Genomic DNA, 20,683 nt, shown 5'->3' with positions numbered 1-20,683 from the left:
TTTTCAATAATGCCATTGCAATTTAACCCAGTTAAACTTTTTGCCGGAACCGGTACTAAAGATTTAGCACATAAAATTGCCGAAAGTTACGGCAAGCCTCTTGGTAATGTAACCTTAAGCAAGTTTAGCGATGGTGAGTTTCAGCCTTCTTATGATGAAACTGTAAGGGGGTGTGATGTATTTCTTATCCAATCTACCTATCAGCCTTCTGATAATTTAATGGAACTGTTATTAATGATTGATGCTGCAAAAAGAGCATCTGCACATTATATAACTGCGGTTGTTCCTTATTATGGATTAGCCAGACAAGATAGGAAAGATAAACCAAGGGTTGCAATCGGAGCTAAATTAGTAGCAAATCTTTTAAAATCTGCAGGTATCCACAGGATCATGACCATGGACTTACATGCAGCTCAGATTCAGGGATTTTTTGATATTCCGGTTGATCACCTTGATGGTTCAGTAATTTTTGTTCCTTACATAAAGAGTTTAGGGCTTGAAAACTTAACCATAGCATCACCAGATATGGGTGGATCTTACCGTGCGCGTACTTTTGCTAAGTTCTTTAATGCTGAGGTAGTGATTTGCGATAAGCGCCGTAAGCGTGCTAATGAAATAGAATCTATGTCTATAATTGGAGACGTAGTAGGGTTAGATGTGGTGCTTATTGATGATATTTGTGATACTGCAGGTACATTAGCTAAGGCTGCAGCTTTAATTATGGAAAAGGGTGCGAAAAGTGTAAGAGCGGTTTGTACACATCCGGTATTATCAGGCAAGGCATATGAAACTGTTGAAAATTCGATGCTAACCGAATTGATTGTAACAGATACGATTCCTTTGAAACAAGATAGCCCAAAAATAAGAGTGCTTTCAACAGCTCCATTGTTTGCAAAAGCAATTGCTAATGTGAATGAGCATGGATCAATTAGTGATCTTTTTAACGTTTAATATTAATAACTATATATAATGAAGCCGTTAAGGTTTCAAAACATTTAAAAAACAAAAAAATGAAAACAATCGCAATTAGCGGTTCTCCAAGAGAGAACGTAGGGAAACGCGATGCTAAAGAGCTTCGCTATGAAGGCAAAGTTCCTGCAGTATTGTATGGTGGTAAAGAACAAGCACATTTTGCTGTAGTAACAACTGAATTAAAGGATGCTATTTATACACCAGAAGCTAACTTTGTTGAGATTACCTTAGGTGGTAAGAAAATCAAAGCTATTATCAAAGAATTACAATTTCACCCATTAACTGATTTATTATTACACGTAGATTTTCTTCAGTTATTTGATGACAAAGAAATTCTAATGGAAATCCCTGTTAAATTAACCGGAACTTCTCCAGGTGTTAAAATGGGTGGTAAACTAGTTCAAAAATTACGTAAACTTCGTGTTAAAGCATTGCCTAAAGATATGCCTCAAACAGTTGAAGTAAGTATTGCGAAATTAGAAGTGGGTAATTTATTCCGTGTTCGTGACCTTCAAAAAGGCGCATACGTTATTACTAACACTCCTGAAGATACTATCGTTTCTGTAGGTATGTCAAGAGCATTAAAACAAGCAGAGCAAGAAGCTAACAAGAAATAATTCGAATTAGCTAAATATAAAAAGCAGCACTAAGATAATTAGTGCTGCTTTTTTTGTGAAAATAGAATTACAGAAAATGCATGTCGCGTAAACTATTATCTTTGCAGCAATGAAATACTTAATAGTTGGTTTAGGAAATATAGGACCTGAATATGCTTATACAAGGCATAATATTGGATTTAATATAGCTGATGAGTTAGTTAAGCAGCTGGGTGGTACTTTTTCTAATTTACGGCTTGCCTATTATTCTGAAGTTTCGTTTAAAGGCAAGAAGCTACACGTAATAAAGCCAACTACTTTTATGAATTTAAGTGGTAAGGCAGTAAATTATTGGATGCAGGAGCTGCGTATCCCCTTAGAAAATGTTCTGGTTATTGTAGATGATCTTGCCTTGCCACTTGGCAAGCTGCGATTAAAGATGCAGGGTAGCAGCGCAGGACACAATGGCTTAAGAAGTATTGAAGGTTTGTGCGGTGGACAAGGATATCCTCGTTTACGCTTTGGGATTGGTGATGATTTTCCCAAAGGTAGACAAGCCGATTATGTCCTTTCAAACTTTTATAAAGAAGAGCAGCCGGAATTGCCAGCACTGATAGATACAAGCGTAGAACTAATTAAAAGCTTTGTAACCATTGGCCCGGCAAAAACTATGACAGCCTTTAATAAGTAACTGTAGTATATTTGGTTATTTTCTCATGTAGGGTGGCAAGTTCAAAGGGTTTGCTTATTACATCATTTGCCCCCGCATCCATAGCAGTTTTAGTATCCGTTTCCATAACTGCAGCCGAAAATGTAATTATTGGGATGTTTTCTTTCCCTTTGGCATAACCATTTCTAATCATCCTGATTGCGTCTAAGCCATTTAAAACAGGCATAAAGGTATCCATCAAGATAAGGTCATAATGATTCTCTTTTAGCTTGTTTATTGCATCTTTCCCGTTTTCTACAACGTCTGCATCAATCATCCAATCCTTTAATATCTTCACAATAAGAAATTTATTGATTGGATTATCTTCTGCTACAAGAATTTTGACATTATCGAAAGGAGTGAAATTTTCTTTAGCTACTTTCTGAATGGGTAGTGTTTCTTTTACAATTTCGTACCAGTTTGTAAAACAGAATGTGCTTCCTTTATTTTCTTCACTAAATACTTCAAGGTAGCCGCCTTTGAGTTTGGCAAGGTTTTTTACTATAGATAACCCCAAACCTGTGCCGCCAAACTTTACCGTAGTTTGCTCATCGGCCTGTTCAAACGTCTCGAATATTTTCTCAATGTTTTCCGAAGCTATTCCAATGCCTGTATCAATTACAGAAAATTTAACCTGAATATTATTCCCTTTGCTATTAAGAATTTCTACCCTTAATGTAACACTGCCTTGAGATGTAAATTTAATTGCATTACCTATCAGATTCATTAAAATCTGGTTTAAACGCAATGAATCTGCAAGTACATGGACTGGAAGTTCAGGGGCTAATTCCATTTCTAAATTCAGTTTCTTCTCTTTTGCCCTTATACGTAAAAGATTAATAACTGAATTGCAAACGTTTTGGATATCAGTTGGAGTTCTATTAATTCTAAATTTGCCAGCCTCAATTTTTGATAAATCCAATATGTCATTAATAACGCCCAACAATGAACTAGAAGATATTTCAAGTAATGAAATCATCTCTCTTTGTTCCTCGGTTAAAGTGGTTCTTTCCAGCAGATGGGCAAGACCAATGATCCCGTTTATAGGAGTGCGGATTTCATGGCTCATATTGGCAAGAAAATTTTCTTTTATTCTTTTGCCCTGCTCAGCTTCTTCTTTAGCTTTTATAAGTTCCTTTTGATAAGCTTCCAGTTCTTTGTTCTTTGTTTTTATCTCACGTTGGTTTCTTATAAATTGTATAAAAGAATCAACTTTAGCTGAAGTGATAAACGGATCTAATGGTTTATATAAATAGTCAACAGCGCCGGAATTTAATCCTTTTACCGCATATTTTGTTTCTTTAGAAATTGCTGTTACAAATATGATTAATATGTCTTTTGTTCGAGGATTACTTTTTAGTATTTCAACAAGTTCAAATCCATCCATTTCTGGCATTTGAACATCAACCAAAGCAATTGCAATATCCATTTCCCAGGAAATTCTAAGTGCTTCATTTGGGTTTGTGGTACTAATTATATTAATATCATTTCTCTGTAGCAGTGCCTCAAGCGCTATTATGTTTTCAGGCCTGTCATCAACAATCAATATATTAATCTTCTCCATGTTTTATCTTATCTGAGTGTTAATGTTAACCTATTTTCTGGTAAATGTTGTTTTTTTTGTCTATGATTTTAAATCTGCCTATTTCAGTGCTTCTTAGTGTTTCCTTGGATCCTAAACATAAAAAGCCAAAATTAGCTAAACTATTGTAAAATAATTCAATTACTCTTTTTTGTAAGTCTGTATTAAAGTAGATAAGTACATTCCGGCAGGATATTACTTGAAATTCGTTGAATACCCCATCAGAAGCCAAATTATGAACAGAGAATAGCACATTTTTCTTTAAAGAATGATTAATTTTTGCAGCATCATATTTTGCCGTATAATAATCAGACAGTGTATGTATTGTGCCGGTTTTATGGAAGTTTTCAGAATATTGCTTCATTTTTTGCAAATCATAGATTCCATTCCGGGCATATTCCAGGACATCTACATTGATGTCTGTCCCATAAAAAAAGCATCGTTCGTACAAGTTTTCTTCAGAGAAAAGTATGGCGTAAGAATAAAGTTCTTCTCCGGTAGAGCATCCAGCATTCCAAACTTTGATTCTTTGATAAGATCTTAAATAAGGAATTACATTAGTAGCTACTGATTTGAAAAATAAAGGATCCCTAAACATTTCAGTTACGTTTACCGTCACTTCAACTAAAAAATTCTCAAAATAATCAGGATCATTTGTTAATAATATGCGCAAGTCAAACAGCGATAGCCTTTGAAGTTGCATAATTCTGGTAACCCTTCTTTTTAGAGAAGCAGCAGAATAATCTCCAAAATCAAAACCATGAACATTTCTGATAAAATCTACCAGATCGGCTAGTTGCTCGTACGTTATTGTGTCTGATGATTGATCCATATTAGCTTAACCAAACTCTTAGCATTGATAGCAGTTTATCCATATCTACCGGTTTAGATATGTAATCATTGGCACCCGCCTCAATACATTTCTCCCTATCATTTTTCATGGCTTTTGCTGTTAAAGCAATAATTGGAAGTTTCGAAAAGCGCTTCTCGCTTCTAATTGCTTTCATCGCTTCGTATCCATCCATTTCGGGCATCATAATATCCATTAGAACCAAATCAATCTGTTCGTTCTCGGCCAATCGTTCAAGCGCCTCTCTTCCGTTGTTTGCAATTACAATATTTATATCGTAGAGTTGCAAGGCACTGGAAAGAGCAAAAATATTACGCATATCATCATCGGTAATTAGAATGGTTTTGTCTTTTAATGCTTTTTCAATAGTGGATAGGCCCTTACTTTTATTTTGTGTTTGAATCGTGGATCGGTCGCTTTGTTTAAGCTTGTTCATGAAAAGACTGACCTCATCAATTAATCTGTCATTTGATTTGTTTGATTTCAGAACCATGGCTTCTGTATATCTCATGATATGAGCCATTTTTTCATCGCTTAATTCCATCGCTGTATTTATGATTACAGGCACGTGGGCAAGGGCCGGTTGCGATTTAATCGTATCCAGCAGATCGAATCCGGAAATATCTGGAAGCTTTAGGTCGAGGATAATACAATCAAATGTATGTTCTTCCAGCAGGGCTAATGCCTCTTTACCTGTAAAGGCTTGTTTTACATCAACACCTTTATCGGTAAGCTGCTGGGTTAAAACTTTACTATGAAGCTCCTGGTCTTCAATTACTAAGACTGTATTAAAATTATATTTTATGTACGCTGAACTTAATAGTTCAAACGCCTCGTCAAGTCTATCCTTTTCAATAGGTTTTTTGAGGAAGCCTATTGCGCCTTCTTTTTTTGCCTTACTTTCCTTTTCATTACCTGCCGACATCATGTGTACAGGGATATGTTTTGTTTTGGGGTTTTCTTTTAGCTTTTTAAGTATTGTCCATCCGTCCATAACGGGCAGCATAATATCCAAAACAATAGCATCTGGAAGTTCAGATATAGCCATTTCCAATCCAACATCTCCACTATGAGCAAGAAGAGGTTTAAAACCCTTTTCTATAGCGTAATCATTCAGTACGTCTGCAAAGACAACGTCATCTTCCACTATTAGTAATGTTTGAACTGTGCCGTTCTTGACTGGAAGTAGTACAGGCTCAGGAATTAAAGGAATAATTTTAGCCTCTTCATTTATTTGGTTAATTATCTCTTTCGGATTATTTGAGGTATTTTCCTCAGGGATAAAAAGTGTGAAGGTGCTTCCTAAACCAGGATCACTTATTACCTGAATTTCGCCTCCAAGTATATATGCAAGTTCCTTGCTAATAGATAAGCCCAAGCCCGTGCCACCATATTTTCTGCTTGTCGATCCATCGGCCTGTTGGAATGCCTCAAATATTAGCTTCTGCTTATCTTCCGGTATTCCAATTCCAGAATCCTTTACCGTTATAGCTATTATATTCTTATTTAAGTTTCTCAACTGCTCAGAGTAGAACTTCGTCCCTTTTGCCGCACTGCTTAGATTTAAAGATATCTCTCCATGCTCTGGAGTAAATTTAAAGGCATTTGAAAGGAGGTTCTTCACAATTTGTTCCAGCCTTGCCTGATCAGTAAATATAGATTCGGGTAAGTTTTGTTCAAGAGTGGTTTTAAAAGTGATTTTCTTACTTCTGGCCAATTCGCTAAACAATGCATCCATATCTTGTTGAATGGCCTTAGGCGAGACGTGTTCTATTGTCAGATCTATTTTGCCTGATTCAATTTTCGAAAGATCAAGAATGTCGTTAATAAGCGTTAACAGGTCGGAGCCCGCATTATGTATAACCCCTGCATATTTAATCTGATCTTCGTTTAAATTTTCAGGTCTGTTCTCTTTTAATATTCTTGCCAGAATCAATATGCTATTCAAAGGAGTTCTTAACTCGTGACTCATATTGGCCAAAAACTCAGATTTGTATTTGCTTGAAACTTCCAGCTCTTCAGCCTTTAAGCTCATTGCTTCCCGGGCCTGGTTTACTAGAATATTACGTTCTTCAAGCAATTGAGCTTTTTCTTCCAGTTCGGCATTGGTTTGGCGCAGTTCCTCTTGTTGTACCCTAAGTTCTTCTTCTGATGCCTGTAGCTGTTCTGATTTATACACCAGTTCTTCATTTGTTGTGCGAAGCTCTTCCTGCTGACTTTCCAACTCTTCGGCCTGCTGTTGAGTTTGTTCAAACAAGGCCCTTAATTTAACACGTGCTACTGCACTGTTTATTCCTACACCAATGCTTTCGGCAATTGTGTTTAAAAACACTAGCGTAGATGAATCTGGTTCTTTATTTAAACCTAACTCTATTACCGCTAGCGTTTCGTTTTCGAATAGTATTGGAAGCAGAAAGATATGGCTTGGAAGGGTGCTGCCTAACCCCGATTGAATCTTTATATAATCTGAAGGAACTTTGTTAAGCAGTTTGGATTGCTGCTCAAGAGCTGCCTGTCCAACCAATCCTTCACCAAATTGATATTCCTTTATGGTTCCTTTTGTATTTTCAAATGCATAACCACCAATAAATTTGATGGTTTTTTTTGAACGATTAACCAGAAATACTGAACCAACAGGTGCATGTATATAATTACATATTGAGGTTATTATTTTTGTGCATAGCTCATCAGCCCCCTGCTCTCCACGCATAGCCTCATTTACAGCTGTTGCGCCAGATAGCAACCAGTTTTTTTGTTCGTTTTCAGCCGAAATCCGTTCCAGTTCTATATTAGAGTCTCTGATGTGATTTTCTGTTAGTTTTTGCTGGTCAAAAGTTCTTCTAATATAGGAGAATAGAAACAAGATTAAACAAAAAATGACTACCGCACTTATCATAACCACTCCTTCGCTTTGCTTGCTGCTATTTACAATGGCGGCTTTTCTTTTGGCAAGGAGGTTAAGCTCGGTTTCAATTATTTTGTTGCCTGTTTTTAAGATTTGAGTTTTATAAAGCTGGCCTAGCCCTGCCATTACACGGGATACGGCAGCTTCTTTCCCATTTGATTCATAAGCGCTAAGCACCCCTTTCATCTCTTCAGTTTTAGCGTGTGCATATTGGTTTAGAGAATCAATTCTGATCTGTTGCTCAGCGTTGTCATTTGTTAACCTCTTTAATTCGGCTATTGTAGGTAGAATCTTTGATGCATTGGCATCGTAAGGCTTAAGGTATTGTTTGTCGCCAGACAAAACAAACCCCCTGATGCTGGTTTCTGAGTTTAAAACCTGAAACTCGACGTCTTTTATCAGATTGATCACATCGTAAGTATGGCTCTGCCATTTTGTATCTTGATTTAGCTTATCAATACTTAGATAGGATGTGATTGCTGATACCAAAACAAATAACAAGGATACAGCAAATCCTGTTAACACTTGTTGTTTAAAAGATAATTTAAACATATATTAAGTTAATAAATATTGAAGCTCTTAAAAAATAAATACAATGATAGTACTTGTTAAGACAAGTTGACTAACTATTGTAAGATAAATTTAATGTAATTCCCTTAAACATTGATTATAAGTTACCCCAATTGGGATAATTTGCTCGCCAATCCAGATTTGAGTGCGATCATACTTACTAATCTTGTCCTTTGAAACTATAAAAGCGCGGTGTGTTCTAATAAATGATTTTGCAGGAAGCAACAGGAGCATTTCACTTATAGGGATCCGAGTACTAAGAAGTGGCTTGTTTGCAAGGTGAATAAGGGTATAGTTACCCGAAGCCTCTATATATAATATGTCTTCAATTTGTACCTTTATTTGCTCATAGCCGTCTTTAATAAAAATGGCAGCAGGTTGCTCTTCATTTTCTGTCTTATTTCTAAGATTATAGAATTCTTGAGCTTTGTTGCATCCTTTTAAAAAGCGGGCAAGTGAAAATGGCTTTAATAAATAATCTACAGCGTCTAGTTCAAAACCCTTAACCGCATGTTCAGAATATGCGGTTGTAAAAATAACCATTGGAGGATTCGTTAGGCTATTCAAAAAATCAATGCCACTAATATCGGGCATCTTTATATCTAGAAAAATTAAATCGATTTTATTGTTTTGCAGATAGGAGATAGCCTCAAAAGCATTTACAAATGTAGCTTTGAGTTCAATAAACGGAACTTTAGACGCATGCGATTCTATTATATCCAGTGCTATCGGTTCATCATCAATTGCTATTGCCAGCATTTTTTAATATCATTTGTTATCTAATAGTAGAGCTTTTGTTGGCACAATATAACACATCTTTAATAAGTTTGCCTTGATGTAATTATTATAATTGTAGTGTTAAATGAATAAAAAACTCATTGGCACTTTCCCTAATGATCAATTCATGCTTCCTAGGATACAGCAGTGCAAGCCTTTGTTTTACATTTTGTAAGCCGATACCACTTTTAAGTTTCTCGGGGTCATTATCCGGTTTAATGTGGATGCTGTTATTTACATCAAAATACAGGGTGTTCTCTTTGGTCTGCAATGTGATTTTTATATGCGATGGATGCTGTAAACTAACCCCATGTTTAAAGGCATTTTCTACAAAAGGGATGAGTAACATGGGAGCAATCTGCTGACTGTTTAGTTGCTCTTCAATTTGAGTTTCTATTGAAATCGAAGCTGAACGGGAAGTTCTTAACTTCTGCAAAGCAATGTAGTTATTAAGGTAATCCACATCTCTGGTCAGGGAAATTTTGTCTTGTAGGTTTTCCTGAAGCATAAACCGCATCATATCGCCTAATTTCTGAATACCCTCGCCGGTACGTTCGGCTTTTTCTTGCAAAGCAGTTCCGTACAACGTGTTTAGTGCATTAAATAAAAAGTGTGGATTAATTTGCGACCGCAGGAAACTTAAGCTCGCATCAGACTTTCCAAGTTCAGTTTTTAAGCTGTTAAGCTCTATGTTAGAATCATTCCTTTTTTTATAAATATACCAAGATAGAGGTGCGCTTATAATGAGTTGGGTAGGGATATGGAAGGCTATTACAACACCAGCCATTTCGGCATGGTTGCTAAACATTAGTGCAATAAGCGCAAGTGGCAGACAAGATGCGATGGTAATGAAAAATATCTTCCAGAAGTAGTTCCAAAAGCGCTTTCCAGATTCTTTGACCTGGGGGATAAGATAGTATAATGAAAAGATAACAAGAGCTATTGTTGAACAAATCACAAGTGTCCAGCATACTATAACCTCAAACGGCGATGATGTAGCTATTAGTAACAACAGGCCCACAAACCAAAATGCTGCTCCGAAAACTGCCTCTAACTTAGTACGGTTATACGGATCATTACCTGTGTTTTCATTTTCCTTAATACTAACAATCAGTTTTTTAAGAGCTACATAGATGGTAATGACTAATATCAACCATGCAGAGTACGTAAATCCTTTAAAAAAGAAGTGGTTGTAGGCATCCTGAGTGCTATTGAAATCGGGGAACATATATACCTTGCTATAGGTATAGGTGATGCTGGTGATTAATCCGATCCCCAGAAACAGGCCTACTAAAATAACCAGCGACAAGGCTCTGTTATTTGGTTTAAAAAGAGCAGGTATAATGCAGAAATTCAATAAGAGAAAACTAAAATATAGTATTGAAAAACGGAACAGTTCCGGAATAAGATAATTCGAAACATATGAATACTGCATATTGGCACCTTTGGCTAAATACTCCAGGTGACTTGGAGTGCTGTCTCCCGAATTTGAAACCAGTAAAAGGATGGCAAACCCATAAAGGCTGGTAGCTATCCAAAATTCAACCTTCGTTAGTTCTGATAATTTCATTTGCTGTTGATTAATATTTTTTAATTTTCAATACACTTTGTTGATGCAATAGTACAACGACTATGGGTTACAAAATTTAAAATGTGATGAAACCTTTAAAAAATGTGACGAATTATGATTTGAAATCTTTTTTTTAAGTTTGCCATTATGATCGTATACGGAATACCAAATTGCAATACTGTTAAAAAAGCCATGACCTGGTTAACTGAAAATGGATTTAAACCTGAATTTCATGACTTTAAAAAAAAGGGAATCAGTGCCGAAAAACTAAATACCTGGTGTGATACATTTGGTTGGGAGAATGTACTTAACAAAAAAGGTACTACCTGGAAAAAACTAAGTACCGAGGAACAACAAGAGGTAAACAGTAAAGAAAGTGCTATTAAAGTTTTAATGATTTATACTAGTGCCATTAAACGTCCAATAATAGAAGTTGATGGAAAGCCCATTTTAATTAGCTTTAGTGAAGAAAATTACCAAAACGCTTTAAAATAGTATTTCGAAAAAATCATCTTAATAAAGGAACATTTTGCTGTTAATGTTTGTTAAATAGTTAACGTGACACTTAAACAGCGTTATATTTGAATATGCTTAAGAAACTTTTGTTTGCATTGATTTTAATGGCTCCTCTATCACTTTGGGCGCAAGATGTTGTTTCGGGAACTGTTTATGATTTTGAGATAAAGACTTTGCCGCTTCAGGAGGTAAATGTTAAGAATTTTAATAATAACCAAAGCACAAAAACGAAAGCCTCGGGTAATTTTTCGCTTGCAGCTAAGATTGGGGATGTATTGGAGTTTTCTTTAAATGGTTATCATAAAGACACACTTTATCTTACCAACCTTTCTCCAAAAACAGTATTCCTTCCTGGCAGTTCAACCAGTTTAAAGGAGGTAAAGATCTTAAGTGCAAAAATAAATCCTACAATTTTAGCTCCGGATCCTGAGGCTAAAGAATTTAAAAGGGTTGAGGCGGATGATTATAAAGGTAAACCTAATGTTTCAAGAGCTGGTGGCCTTAAGCTAAATTTGGGATATGGCAAGTATAAAGAGCAGCAGGCCAAAGTAAAGGATCTGGAAGAGAAGGATCAATACGAAAATGAGATAAAAAGTGTTTTTACTGAAGCCTATGTTTCAGATCTGGTAAAGTTAAAGGGTCAGGAATTAAAAGATTTTATGACCATGTACAGGCCACCTGTTGCAACAGTGCAAAGCAACAGGCCATTCGACTATAAATATTATACTGTTCAGGCCTACCATAAGTGGCTAAAATTGCCTCCATCTCAAAGAAAACCACCTCAGGTACCAAGGTTAAAGAAAAATTAATAAAGTCGTTACATTACCAGGGGATAGGTTGGATTTTATACCTTTATTTCCAAATCTATAAACTTAAACTTTTATATGTCTTACAAGTCAACCATACTAGTGGTATTGTTGTGCGCATTTGCTTTGACTACAGTAGCGCAGCAAACAGATCCAAATGCTGGTAATTACGATGCACATGCTGCATTTAGTCCACTTTTTTATACTAAAAATGGAAATGAATACAGATCAGCAAGTGGTTATCCGGGGCCAAAATACTGGCAGAATCATGCCGATTATTCTATTACTGCAGATTTGGATGAAGGAAATAATAAAATAACTGGTACCGTTACTATTACGTATAAAAATAATAGCCCAGATAAATTACCTTATTTATGGCTACAGCTTGACCAAAATCTATTTGCACCGGATTCTAGAGGAAATGCACTTATCGCTGCAGGAAGTAGGTATGGGGCCAGAGGTGAAAAGCTAAACGGCGGATATAAAATAGAAGGCTTAACTGTATTGCAAAAACAGAAAGAAGTTAAGTTTACCTCTTTGATAGAAGATACCCGTATGCAAATACGACTAGCCGAACCAATGGCTGCTGCAGGAGATGTAGTAACAATAAAAATGAATTTCTCTTTCGTTATTCCCATTAATGGATCTGATCGTATGGGGCATTTAACAACTAAAAATGGTGAAATATTCGCGATAGCGCAGTGGTTCCCTCGCATGTGTGTGTATGATGATGTTCTAGGATGGAATACCTTACCTTATTGGGGAGCAGGGGAGTTCTATTGCGAGTATGGTGATTTTGATTTCGCTGTAACCGCGCCAGCAAATCATATTGTTATGGGATCTGGTGAGTTGTTGAATCCACAAGAGGTTTTTACGCCTGTGCAATTACAACGATGGAATGAAGCAAAGGCTAGCGATAAAACAATATCTATAAGATCTGAATCTGAAGTTAAGGATCCAAAATCCCGCCCTGCTAAAGATAAACTCACCTGGAAATTTAAAATTAAAAATGCCAGGGATGTTGCCTGGGGATCGTCAAAAGCATTTGTTTTGGATGCTGCACGTATCAATTTGCCAAGTGGCAAGAAAGCACTGGCTGTTTCTGCTCATCCTGTTGAAAGTAACGGCAGCGATGGTTATGGCAGAGCGGTTGAATATGTTAAAACATCAATAGAGCATTATTCCGATAAATGGTTTGAATATCCGTACCCTATGGCTGTAAATGTTGCCAGTAATGTTGGGGGGATGGAATATCCGGGAATTGTTTTTTGTGGCTGGAAAGCCAAAAAAGGGAGTGCCTGGGGAGTTATAGATCATGAATTTGGGCATACTTGGTTTCCTATGATTGTGGGCAGTAATGAGCGTAAATATGGCTGGATGGACGAAGGCTTTAATACTTTTATTAATGGAATTTCATCGGCTGCATTTAATAATGGCGAGTACAAAAAAACTCCTGATGATATGCATAAGATTGCCGACAAGCAGCAAAGTCCGGAAGTAGAATATATAATGCTGAGCCCCGATGCTATGAGAGAACGTAATATTGGAGGGAATTTATACTATAAACCCGCTCAGGGATTGAATATATTGAGAAACGTAATACTAGGGGCGGATCGTTTTGATTATGCTTTTAGACAATACATAGATCATTGGGCTTTTAAGCACCCAATGCCAGATGATTTTTTCCGTTCTATCGAAAATGGTGCAGGAGAAGACCTTTCGTGGTTCTGGAGAGGATGGTTTCTTGAAAACTGGAAAATGGATCAGGCTATTGTTAGCGTAACAGAATCTAACAGGGATGAGGCCAGAGGGTATAACATAGTTGTTGCCAATCTGGAAAAAATGCCAATGCCGATTATTTTGGAGATTAAAACCAAAAGTGGTAAAACTGACCGTGTAAAAATCCCGGTTGATGTTTGGATGCGGAATAATGTATGGACCGTACCTTACCCTACAACTGAAGAGGTAGTGTCGGTTGTTTTGGATCCGGAGAATCTATTGCCCGATGTGAATAACGATAATAATAAATGGAAGAAAAACTAATAATGGGTTGTTTTTAAAGCGGCCGTCATCTCGACGATAGGAGAGATCTCTTGGTTATATTCATTCAAGAATCTTTCCTATCGTCGAGATGACGGTTTGTGCTGCAGCATGACGCAGCTACTTTTATTTAGTGGCTTTTGAAAAAACTTTCTTTCAGCTTTTGAGCATCAATTAATGGTTCAGGCTCATCGAGACGAATTAACCATCCTTTTTGCTTCAGCAAACTAATATCTTCTTTAGCAACAGAAAGATCCTTGCCTTTTATGCTTCTATTTATAACGATAGGAGGTTTAGGTTCAACATTAGCTGTTGTATGAAACAACACTTCAATATTAAACTTAGGCCAGATCTGTATGTCGCCAAGTTGATCTGAATAGATTTTTTTAGCTGAATGAGGAGCCAAAATGTTTGCGAACTCACCTTTAAAATTTCCACCTTTTTCAGTAGTTAAACTAACAAGTAATTGGAAAGACGTTTCATTTACGATATGAAAGTGTGCTACAGAATTACTGTGCTGATCTGTTACGATGGCAAGAAATACACCATCTTTTATAAACTCTGCCTGAGGTATAACAGGGGCAGGGCGGTTGGTAACAATGTCATTTTCTATAATTTCACCATGTACTAATGTTACTTTAGATGCCAAAACCGGTATTTCAAAATCATTGGCATCAGTAACACCGATGGTATCTTTGTCGATAATTCTGGTAATGTACCCTTCTAAATTCTCGTCAACAAAACGAACAAAGTCTCCTAGTTTGAAATTCATATATTTTTATTTATGTCCAAATTTAGTTATTCTTATTATTTTTGTGGCATGGCCATAGAAGAGCAGAAAAATAATCCATTACACGGAAAAACACTCGAGTTTATTCTAAAACAACTTGTATGGCACTATGGCTGGGAAGAATTGGGTCTTCTTGTTAAAATTGCTTGTTTTAATAATAATCCTACTATGAATTCGAGCCTTAAGTTTTTACGTAAAACTGACTGGGCCAGGAAAAAAGTAGAGAAATTATACTTGAACACCTTTCATTAACGCGATTACTTTAAGACAGGTTCGATGCTGCTTCGAGGTTTGTTCGAGGGTGCTTCTGAAAAAAGTATCTGTTTTCCAAAGGGATCCCATACCAATTCTTAATCTGCTTTCATCCCAAACCCGAATACCCCATATAGAACTCTTATTATTTATTCTGTGAATCTTATGGTTTGAATAATTTTGTGTTAACCCCTTGATTTATAAAATGTATTGTCTTACCTTTGCAGTCCCTTATTGAGGGGTAAAGTTTTTAAACATAAAATAAGAAAAACAAAAAAGAACAATGCCAACCATTCAACAATTAGTTAGAAAAGGTAGAGTAGCACTGGAGTTCAAGAGTAAGTCTCCGGCGTTGGACAGCTGTCCACAGCGAAGAGGTGTATGTACACGTGTATATACCACTACCCCTAAAAAACCAAACTCAGCAATGCGTAAAGTTGCACGTGTACGTTTAACCAATGGTAAAGAGGTTAACGCTTACATCCCTGGAGAAGGTCACAATTTACAGGAGCACTCAATCGTATTGATACGTGGTGGACGTGTTAAAGATTTACCAGGTGTACGTTATCACATCATCCGTGGAGCATTAGATACTTCAGGAGTTGCTGGTCGTAACCAACGTCGTTCAAAATATGGTACTAAACGTCCTAAGCCAGGACAAGTAGCAGCGGCACCAACAAAAGGTAAAAAGAAATAATTAGGAGGAAAGAAAAATGAGAAAGTCAAAACCAAAAAAGAGAATTATCCTTCCTGATCCAAAATTTAACGATGTTCAGGTGACGAGATTTGTAAATAATATGATGTACGATGGAAAAAAATCTATCGCATATGATATTTTTTATGATGCTGTTGAATTAGCTGAGAAAAAAGCTGGTGAGAATGGTTTAGAAGTATGGAAACGTGCTTTAGCAAATGTAATGCCTGCAGTAGAGGTTAAGTCACGCCGTGTTGGTGGTGCTAACTTTCAGGTACCTACAGAAGTAAGACCAGACCGTAAGATTGCTTTAGGCATGAAATGGTTAATTTCTTACGCTCGTAAACGTGGTGAAAAAACCATGAAAGAAAAATTAGCAGGTGAAATTGTTTCAGCAGCTAAAGGTGAAGGTGCAGCAGTGAAAAAGAAAGAAGATACGCATAAAATGGCTGAGGCTAACAAAGCGTTCTCACATTTCCGTTTCTAATATTTGAAATTATTATAATGTCAAGAGATTTAAAATTTACTAGAAATATCGGGATCGCAGCTCACATTGATGCAGGTAAAACTACAACAACAGAGCGTATCCTTTATTATGCTGGGGTAAACCACAAGATTGGTGAGGTACACGAAGGTGCATCAACCATGGACTGGATGGTACAGGAAGCTGAACGCGGGATAACAATCACGTCTGCTGCAACAACTGTATTCTGGCCTTACCGTGGTAATAAATATCAGGTAAACGTTATCGATACTCCTGGACACGTGGATTTTACCGTAGAGGTAAACCGTTCATTGCGTGTACTTGACGGATTGGTGTTTTTATTTTCAGCAGTTGATGGTGTTGAGCCTCAATCTGAAACTAACTGGCGTTTAGCTAACAACTATGCAGTTCCTCGTATAGGTTTCGTTAATAAAATGGACCGTTCTGGAGCTGACTTCTTAAAAGTTGTTAAACAGGTTAAAGATATGTTGGGCAGTCATGCTGTTCCTTTGCAGTTACCAATCGGTGCTGAAGATAACTTTACTGGTGTTGTTGATTTGATCAATAACCGTGGTATTGTTTGGAATGAGCATGATAAAGGTATGACCTTTACTGAGGTTCCAATTCCTGCAGATATGGTTGATGAAGTTGCTGAATGGAGAGAGAATTTATTAGAAGCAGTTGCTGATTACGATGAGTCTTTGATGGAGAAATTCTTCGAAGATCCAAGTTCAATCACTGAGCGTGAGATTCTTGATGCATTGCGTAAAGCTACTTTAGATGCTAAAATCGTTCCTATGGTGTGTGGTTCATCTTTCAAAAATAAAGGTGTTCAAACCATGCTTGATTTGGTAATGGAATTATTGCCTTCGCCAATGGATGTGGATGGTATCACAGGTACTAACCCAGAAACTGGTCAGGAAGTAACTCGTCAGCCAGACATTAATGAGCCTTTTGCAGCTTTAGCATTTAAAATTGCAACGGATCCTTTCGTAGGTCGTTTGTGCTTTATCCGTGTTTATTCAGGTAACCTAGAAGCTGGTTCATACGTTTATAATGCACGTTCTGAAAACAAAGAGCGTATTTCTCGTATCTTCCAAATGCATGCTAACAAGCAAAATCCAATTCCTAATGTAGGTGCTGGTGATATTGCTGCGGTAGTAGGATTTAAAGATATCAAAACAGGTGATACACTTTGTGATGAGAAACATCCAATTGTTCTTGAATCAATGGATTTCCCAGAGCCGGTTATCGGTTTAGCAATTGAGCCTAAAACTCAGGCTGATATTGATAAATTAGGTATGGGCTTATCTAAATTAGCTGAAGAGGATCCTACCTTTAGAGTTCAAACTGATCAGGAAACTGGCCAGACTGTTATCTCTGGTATGGGTGAGCTTCACTTAGATATTTTGATCGATCGTTTAAAACGTGAGTTCAAAGTTGAGGTTAATCAAGGTGCACCACAAGTTGCTTACAAAGAAGCAATTAATGGAACTGTTCAACATCGTGAGACATATAAAAAACAATCTGGTGGTCGTGGTAAATTTGCGGACATCCAAGTTGTTATTTCTCCTATCGATGCTGATTGGGAAAAAGGTGGATTGCAGTTTGTTAACGAAATTACTGGTGGTTCAATTCCTCGTGAATTTATCCCATCTGTAGAAAAAGGATTTGCTGCATCTATGGCTAACGGAGTATTGGCTGGTTACCCACTACCAGACATGAAAGTTCGCTTAATTGATGGTTCATTCCACGCAGTCGATTCAGATGCTTTATCTTTTGAACTTGCAGCTAAAATGGCATATCGTGAGGCATTACCTAAATGTAACCCTGTGTTGATGGAGCCAATCATGAAAATCGAGATCCTTACTCCTGAAGAAAACATGGGAGATGTAATCGGTGATATGAACCGTCGTCGTGGTCAACTTTTAGGAATGGATACACGTAACGGTGCTCAAGTAATTAAAGCAACTGTACCTCTTTCTGAGATGTTTGGTTATGTAACTCAGTTACGTACTATTACTTCTGGTCGTGCAACCTCTACAATGGAGTTTGATCACTACGAGCCAGCTCCGAAAAACGTTCAGGACGAAGTAATTGCTAAATCAAAAGGCAGAATTAAATCTGTAGAATAAAAATAAATTGGCAGCCGGTTATTAATAGCTCTAACCGGCGCCTTAATTAAATAAATACCATGAGCCAAAGAATCAGAATTAAATTAAAATCTTACGATTACAACTTGGTAGATAAATCTGCTGAGAAAATCGTAAAGACTGTTAAACCTACGGGTGCAGTGGTTAGCGGACCGATTCCGTTGCCAACAGAAAAGAAAATATTCACAGTTTTGCGTTCACCACACGTGAACAAAAAAGCACGTGAGCAGTTTCAATTATGCGCATACAAACGTTTGTTAGACATTTATAGCTCTAACTCTAAAACAGTTGATGCTTTAATGAAACTTGAATTACCTAGCGGTGTTGAAGTAGAAATTAAAGTATAACTATACTTTAACGGTTAACAAAAAAGCCCTTGAAATTTATTTTCAAGGGCTTTTTTGTTATTGCAGCAAATTGTTTATTTACCGCGATTTTTAAGCTCGTCCAGTTTATTACGTTCATCCTGCAGTTCTCTGGCCAGCTTTTTCTCTTTATCATTAGCCTTAACTTTATAGTTTTGATATTCTTGTGATATCTCATCATATAAGGTGCTTCTGTATTTGGCTTCATGGATATGCTTAGCTGATCTTAATATGATAATAGCCAAAGCTGCGCCTAAGGCAATTATTAGGCCCCATACAACCAGGTTATAGTTTGATTTGGTAAAACCTATTCCAAGAAAGCTGATCTCATTTAACTTAGCATTGGAATTGGCAAGTGATGATTCTGTGCCAGAAATTTGCTTTTTTAGATCTGAGATCTCTTTTCCTTGATCCTCGATTTTTTTTCTTGTTATCACTAATTGTTTGCGATCTGTGTTTAAACTATCTCTCACATTTTGCCAGAATACCGATAACCTGGATGGATTTACTAATTTATAGCCATTTAAGGTTTTAGATTTTGACAGCAGAAGCTGGTACTGCCCCCTTAAAGAGGGATCAATTTTACTTGTATCCGCTTTTAACTGCGCTTGAGCCGTAAAATTAATTAATAGAATAGTGATGATTGGTAGTAAGATTTTTCTCATTGATGGTATTTTGTTTTTAAATATTGGTAGTTGTTTATTCAGTTTGCGGTTTCACAAGTGATTCACCCCTAATTTAACATTCATATTTTAATTTTATTGTGTTTTGTTTGGAGATAGTATATTTGCAGCAATGTCGGTATTACTATTTACAATTATTGTCTTGCTGGGAGCTTTCTTGGCCGGATTAGTTGGGTCTCTTACCGGCTTGGGGGGAGGGGTAATTATCATTCCATTGTTGACCCTGGTATTGGGTGTTGATATTCACTATGCAATAGGAGCTTCAATTATCTCCGTTATAGCTACCTCGTCAGGTTCTGCGGCTGCTTATGTAAAAGAGGGGATCACCAATATTCGAATTGGGATGTTCCTGGAGATTGCTACCACAATAAGCGCAATTATAGGTGCAGTTGTTACAGTATATATTAACCCCAGCTATATTGCAATAATTTTTGGTCTTATTCTGTTGTTCTCGGCGGTAATGATGATAAGGAAAAAAATTGACCATTCTGATAATGATACATCGGGGAGATTAGCAGTTTTTTTAAAATTGAACGGTACTTATCCGACAGAAAACGGTATGCAAAATTATGCAGTGCATAATGTGATTGGTGGTTTTTTGATGATGTTTGTTGCGGGTATAATTTCCGGATTGCTTGGAATTGGCTCCGGAGCACTAAAGGTTATTGCAATGGATAACATAATGCGTATCCCTTTTAAGGTATCTACTACTACAAGTAATTTCATGATGGGGGTTACTGCGGCGGCCAGTGCTATCGTATATTTACATAGAGGACAGATTGATCCGGGAATTGCGATGCCTGTGGCACTAGGTGTTTTAACAGGAGCAACGGTTGGCTCGAAAATATTGGTAAAGACTAAAACAGATAAACTTAAAATTATCTTTGCTGTTGTTGTTGCTTTTTTGGCGCTGCAAATGATTTATAATGGATTAACTGGTAGATTATGAGTGAAGAGAAGAACTTCTTTGCAGACAGGGATATTCAGATCATCCTTGGGACATTACTTAGGGTTGGTGTAATTGCTTCTATGACAGTGGTTTTTATAGGAGGTTTGGTGTACCTTGCCTTTAATCATTCTGAAATGGTAAACTATAGCCATTTTGATTCTGTTAAGGCCGGCTTCTCTACTGTATCAGATATTTTTATAGGATTGGGGCATTTAAAAGGGAGTGCTATTATTCAATTTGGAGTTCTCTTGCTGATATTTACACCAATCATGCGCGTGGTTTTTTCGATTTTTAGCTTCTTAATTGAGCGTGATTATTTATACGTTTTGATTGGAGCATTCGTTTTATGTGTAATTCTATTTAGTTTAAGTAATAAGTTGGTTGGGTAAATGTTGTTTTAATTGCACGTTACCGCATGTA

20 protein-coding genes are annotated in these 20,683 nt (G+C 36.8%); 13 read left to right on the top strand and 7 right to left on the bottom strand.

The features are described from left to right. Window positions 1-9 precede the first annotated feature (9 nt). The 3 genes from AC1DDK_RS07975 to pth all read left to right on the top strand — a co-directional run bounded on the left by AC1DDK_RS07975 (window position 10) and on the right by pth (window position 2,259). Window positions 10-951, top strand: coding sequence for a ribose-phosphate pyrophosphokinase (locus tag AC1DDK_RS07975; RefSeq protein ID WP_172661532.1), 942 nt, complete (start codon window positions 10-12; stop codon window positions 949-951). 59 nt (window positions 952-1,010) lie between these two features. Further along, window positions 1,011-1,589: a 50S ribosomal protein L25/general stress protein Ctc gene (locus tag AC1DDK_RS07970; protein WP_172661531.1), complete on the top strand. Its 579-nt coding sequence runs from the start codon at window positions 1,011-1,013 to the stop codon at window positions 1,587-1,589. A 109-nt stretch (window positions 1,590-1,698) separates the two neighbouring features. Then, window positions 1,699-2,259, top strand: a complete 561-nt coding sequence (pth, locus tag AC1DDK_RS07965; protein WP_172661530.1) for an aminoacyl-tRNA hydrolase — start codon at window positions 1,699-1,701, stop codon at window positions 2,257-2,259. On the opposite strand, the gene AC1DDK_RS07960 is transcribed toward pth, so the two are convergent. From AC1DDK_RS07960 to AC1DDK_RS07940, 5 genes are all read right to left on the bottom strand, one after another. Further along, on the bottom strand, window positions 2,249-3,841 hold the full coding sequence (locus AC1DDK_RS07960; RefSeq protein WP_172661529.1) for a response regulator: 1,593 nt from the start codon (window positions 3,839-3,841) through the stop codon (window positions 2,249-2,251). The genes pth and AC1DDK_RS07960 overlap by 11 nt on opposite strands. Before the next feature lie 25 nt (window positions 3,842-3,866). Next, window positions 3,867-4,691, bottom strand: a complete 825-nt coding sequence (locus AC1DDK_RS07955; RefSeq protein WP_288882848.1) for a CheR family methyltransferase — start codon at window positions 4,689-4,691, stop codon at window positions 3,867-3,869. Between the two features lies 1 nt (window position 4,692). Then, window positions 4,693-8,166 (bottom strand): hybrid sensor histidine kinase/response regulator, encoded by a 3,474-nt coding sequence (locus AC1DDK_RS07950; RefSeq protein ID WP_337717216.1) that lies wholly within the window; start codon window positions 8,164-8,166, stop codon window positions 4,693-4,695. A 90-nt stretch (window positions 8,167-8,256) separates the two neighbouring features. Then, window positions 8,257-8,943 carry a LytR/AlgR family response regulator transcription factor gene (locus AC1DDK_RS07945; protein WP_288882852.1) on the bottom strand — a complete coding sequence of 229 codons (687 nt, stop codon included), beginning with the start codon at window positions 8,941-8,943 and terminating at the stop codon, window positions 8,257-8,259. An 85-nt stretch (window positions 8,944-9,028) separates the two neighbouring features. Beyond that, complete coding sequence (locus AC1DDK_RS07940; protein WP_288882853.1) at window positions 9,029-10,531, bottom strand: sensor histidine kinase; 1,503 nt, start codon at window positions 10,529-10,531, stop codon at window positions 9,029-9,031. A gap of 147 nt (window positions 10,532-10,678) precedes the next feature. On the opposite strand from AC1DDK_RS07940, the gene AC1DDK_RS07935 reads away from it, so the two are divergent. The 3 genes from AC1DDK_RS07935 to AC1DDK_RS07925 all read left to right on the top strand — a co-directional run bounded on the left by AC1DDK_RS07935 (window position 10,679) and on the right by AC1DDK_RS07925 (window position 13,896). Continuing rightward, window positions 10,679-11,026: a Spx/MgsR family RNA polymerase-binding regulatory protein gene (locus tag AC1DDK_RS07935; protein ID WP_172661524.1), complete on the top strand. Its 348-nt coding sequence runs from the start codon at window positions 10,679-10,681 to the stop codon at window positions 11,024-11,026. 92 nt (window positions 11,027-11,118) lie between these two features. Continuing rightward, window positions 11,119-11,856: a hypothetical protein gene (locus AC1DDK_RS07930; protein WP_288882855.1), complete on the top strand. Its 738-nt coding sequence runs from the start codon at window positions 11,119-11,121 to the stop codon at window positions 11,854-11,856. 75 nt (window positions 11,857-11,931) lie between these two features. Continuing rightward, window positions 11,932-13,896, top strand: a complete 1,965-nt coding sequence (locus AC1DDK_RS07925) for a M1 family metallopeptidase (RefSeq protein WP_288882857.1) — start codon at window positions 11,932-11,934, stop codon at window positions 13,894-13,896. A gap of 127 nt (window positions 13,897-14,023) precedes the next feature. On the opposite strand, the gene AC1DDK_RS07920 is transcribed toward AC1DDK_RS07925, so the two are convergent. Beyond that, window positions 14,024-14,665, bottom strand: a complete 642-nt coding sequence (locus tag AC1DDK_RS07920) for a hypothetical protein (RefSeq protein ID WP_288882859.1) — start codon at window positions 14,663-14,665, stop codon at window positions 14,024-14,026. A 12-nt stretch (window positions 14,666-14,677) separates the two neighbouring features. Between AC1DDK_RS07920 and AC1DDK_RS07915 the strand changes: the two genes are divergently transcribed. The 5 genes from AC1DDK_RS07915 (at window position 14,678) to rpsJ (ending at window position 18,613) form a co-directional block, all read left to right on the top strand. Further along, window positions 14,678-14,935, top strand: a complete 258-nt coding sequence (locus AC1DDK_RS07915; protein WP_394367893.1) for a VF530 family protein — start codon at window positions 14,678-14,680, stop codon at window positions 14,933-14,935. A gap of 283 nt (window positions 14,936-15,218) precedes the next feature. Further along, window positions 15,219-15,632: a 30S ribosomal protein S12 gene (gene rpsL, locus AC1DDK_RS07910; RefSeq protein ID WP_008244597.1), complete on the top strand. Its 414-nt coding sequence runs from the start codon at window positions 15,219-15,221 to the stop codon at window positions 15,630-15,632. Window positions 15,633-15,648: 16 nt separating this feature from the next. Then, entirely contained in the window at window positions 15,649-16,116 is a 468-nt protein-coding gene (gene rpsG / locus AC1DDK_RS07905; RefSeq protein ID WP_048907451.1) for a 30S ribosomal protein S7, read from the top strand. Window positions 16,117-16,133: 17 nt separating this feature from the next. Continuing rightward, the gene (fusA, locus tag AC1DDK_RS07900; RefSeq protein ID WP_048907450.1) at window positions 16,134-18,248 is read left to right on the top strand and encodes an elongation factor G; all 2,115 of its coding nucleotides are present in this window, start codon (window positions 16,134-16,136) and stop codon (window positions 18,246-18,248) included. Between the two features lie 59 nt (window positions 18,249-18,307). Then, complete coding sequence (rpsJ, locus tag AC1DDK_RS07895; protein ID WP_008244591.1) at window positions 18,308-18,613, top strand: 30S ribosomal protein S10; 306 nt, start codon at window positions 18,308-18,310, stop codon at window positions 18,611-18,613. A 74-nt stretch (window positions 18,614-18,687) separates the two neighbouring features. Here the strand turns inward: rpsJ and AC1DDK_RS07890 are convergent, their stop codons facing one another. After that, on the bottom strand, window positions 18,688-19,296 hold the full coding sequence (locus tag AC1DDK_RS07890; RefSeq protein ID WP_172661519.1) for a hypothetical protein: 609 nt from the start codon (window positions 19,294-19,296) through the stop codon (window positions 18,688-18,690). A 130-nt stretch (window positions 19,297-19,426) separates the two neighbouring features. Here AC1DDK_RS07890 and AC1DDK_RS07885 point away from each other — a divergent pair, with 130 nt between their 5' ends. Next, window positions 19,427-20,263 carry a sulfite exporter TauE/SafE family protein gene (locus tag AC1DDK_RS07885; protein WP_172661518.1) on the top strand — a complete coding sequence of 279 codons (837 nt, stop codon included), beginning with the start codon at window positions 19,427-19,429 and terminating at the stop codon, window positions 20,261-20,263. Continuing rightward, window positions 20,260-20,652 carry a DUF1634 domain-containing protein gene (locus AC1DDK_RS07880; RefSeq protein WP_337717214.1) on the top strand — a complete coding sequence of 131 codons (393 nt, stop codon included), beginning with the start codon at window positions 20,260-20,262 and terminating at the stop codon, window positions 20,650-20,652. The genes AC1DDK_RS07885 and AC1DDK_RS07880 overlap by 4 nt, the downstream gene beginning before the upstream one ends. The last annotated feature ends 31 nt before the right edge of the window (window positions 20,653-20,683 follow it).

The sequence above is a fragment of the Pedobacter sp. 05T44 genome, assembly GCF_056395985.1.
Note: the sequence above shows the minus strand (reverse complement) of the source record. Positions and strands in the feature narration are given on the sequence as shown.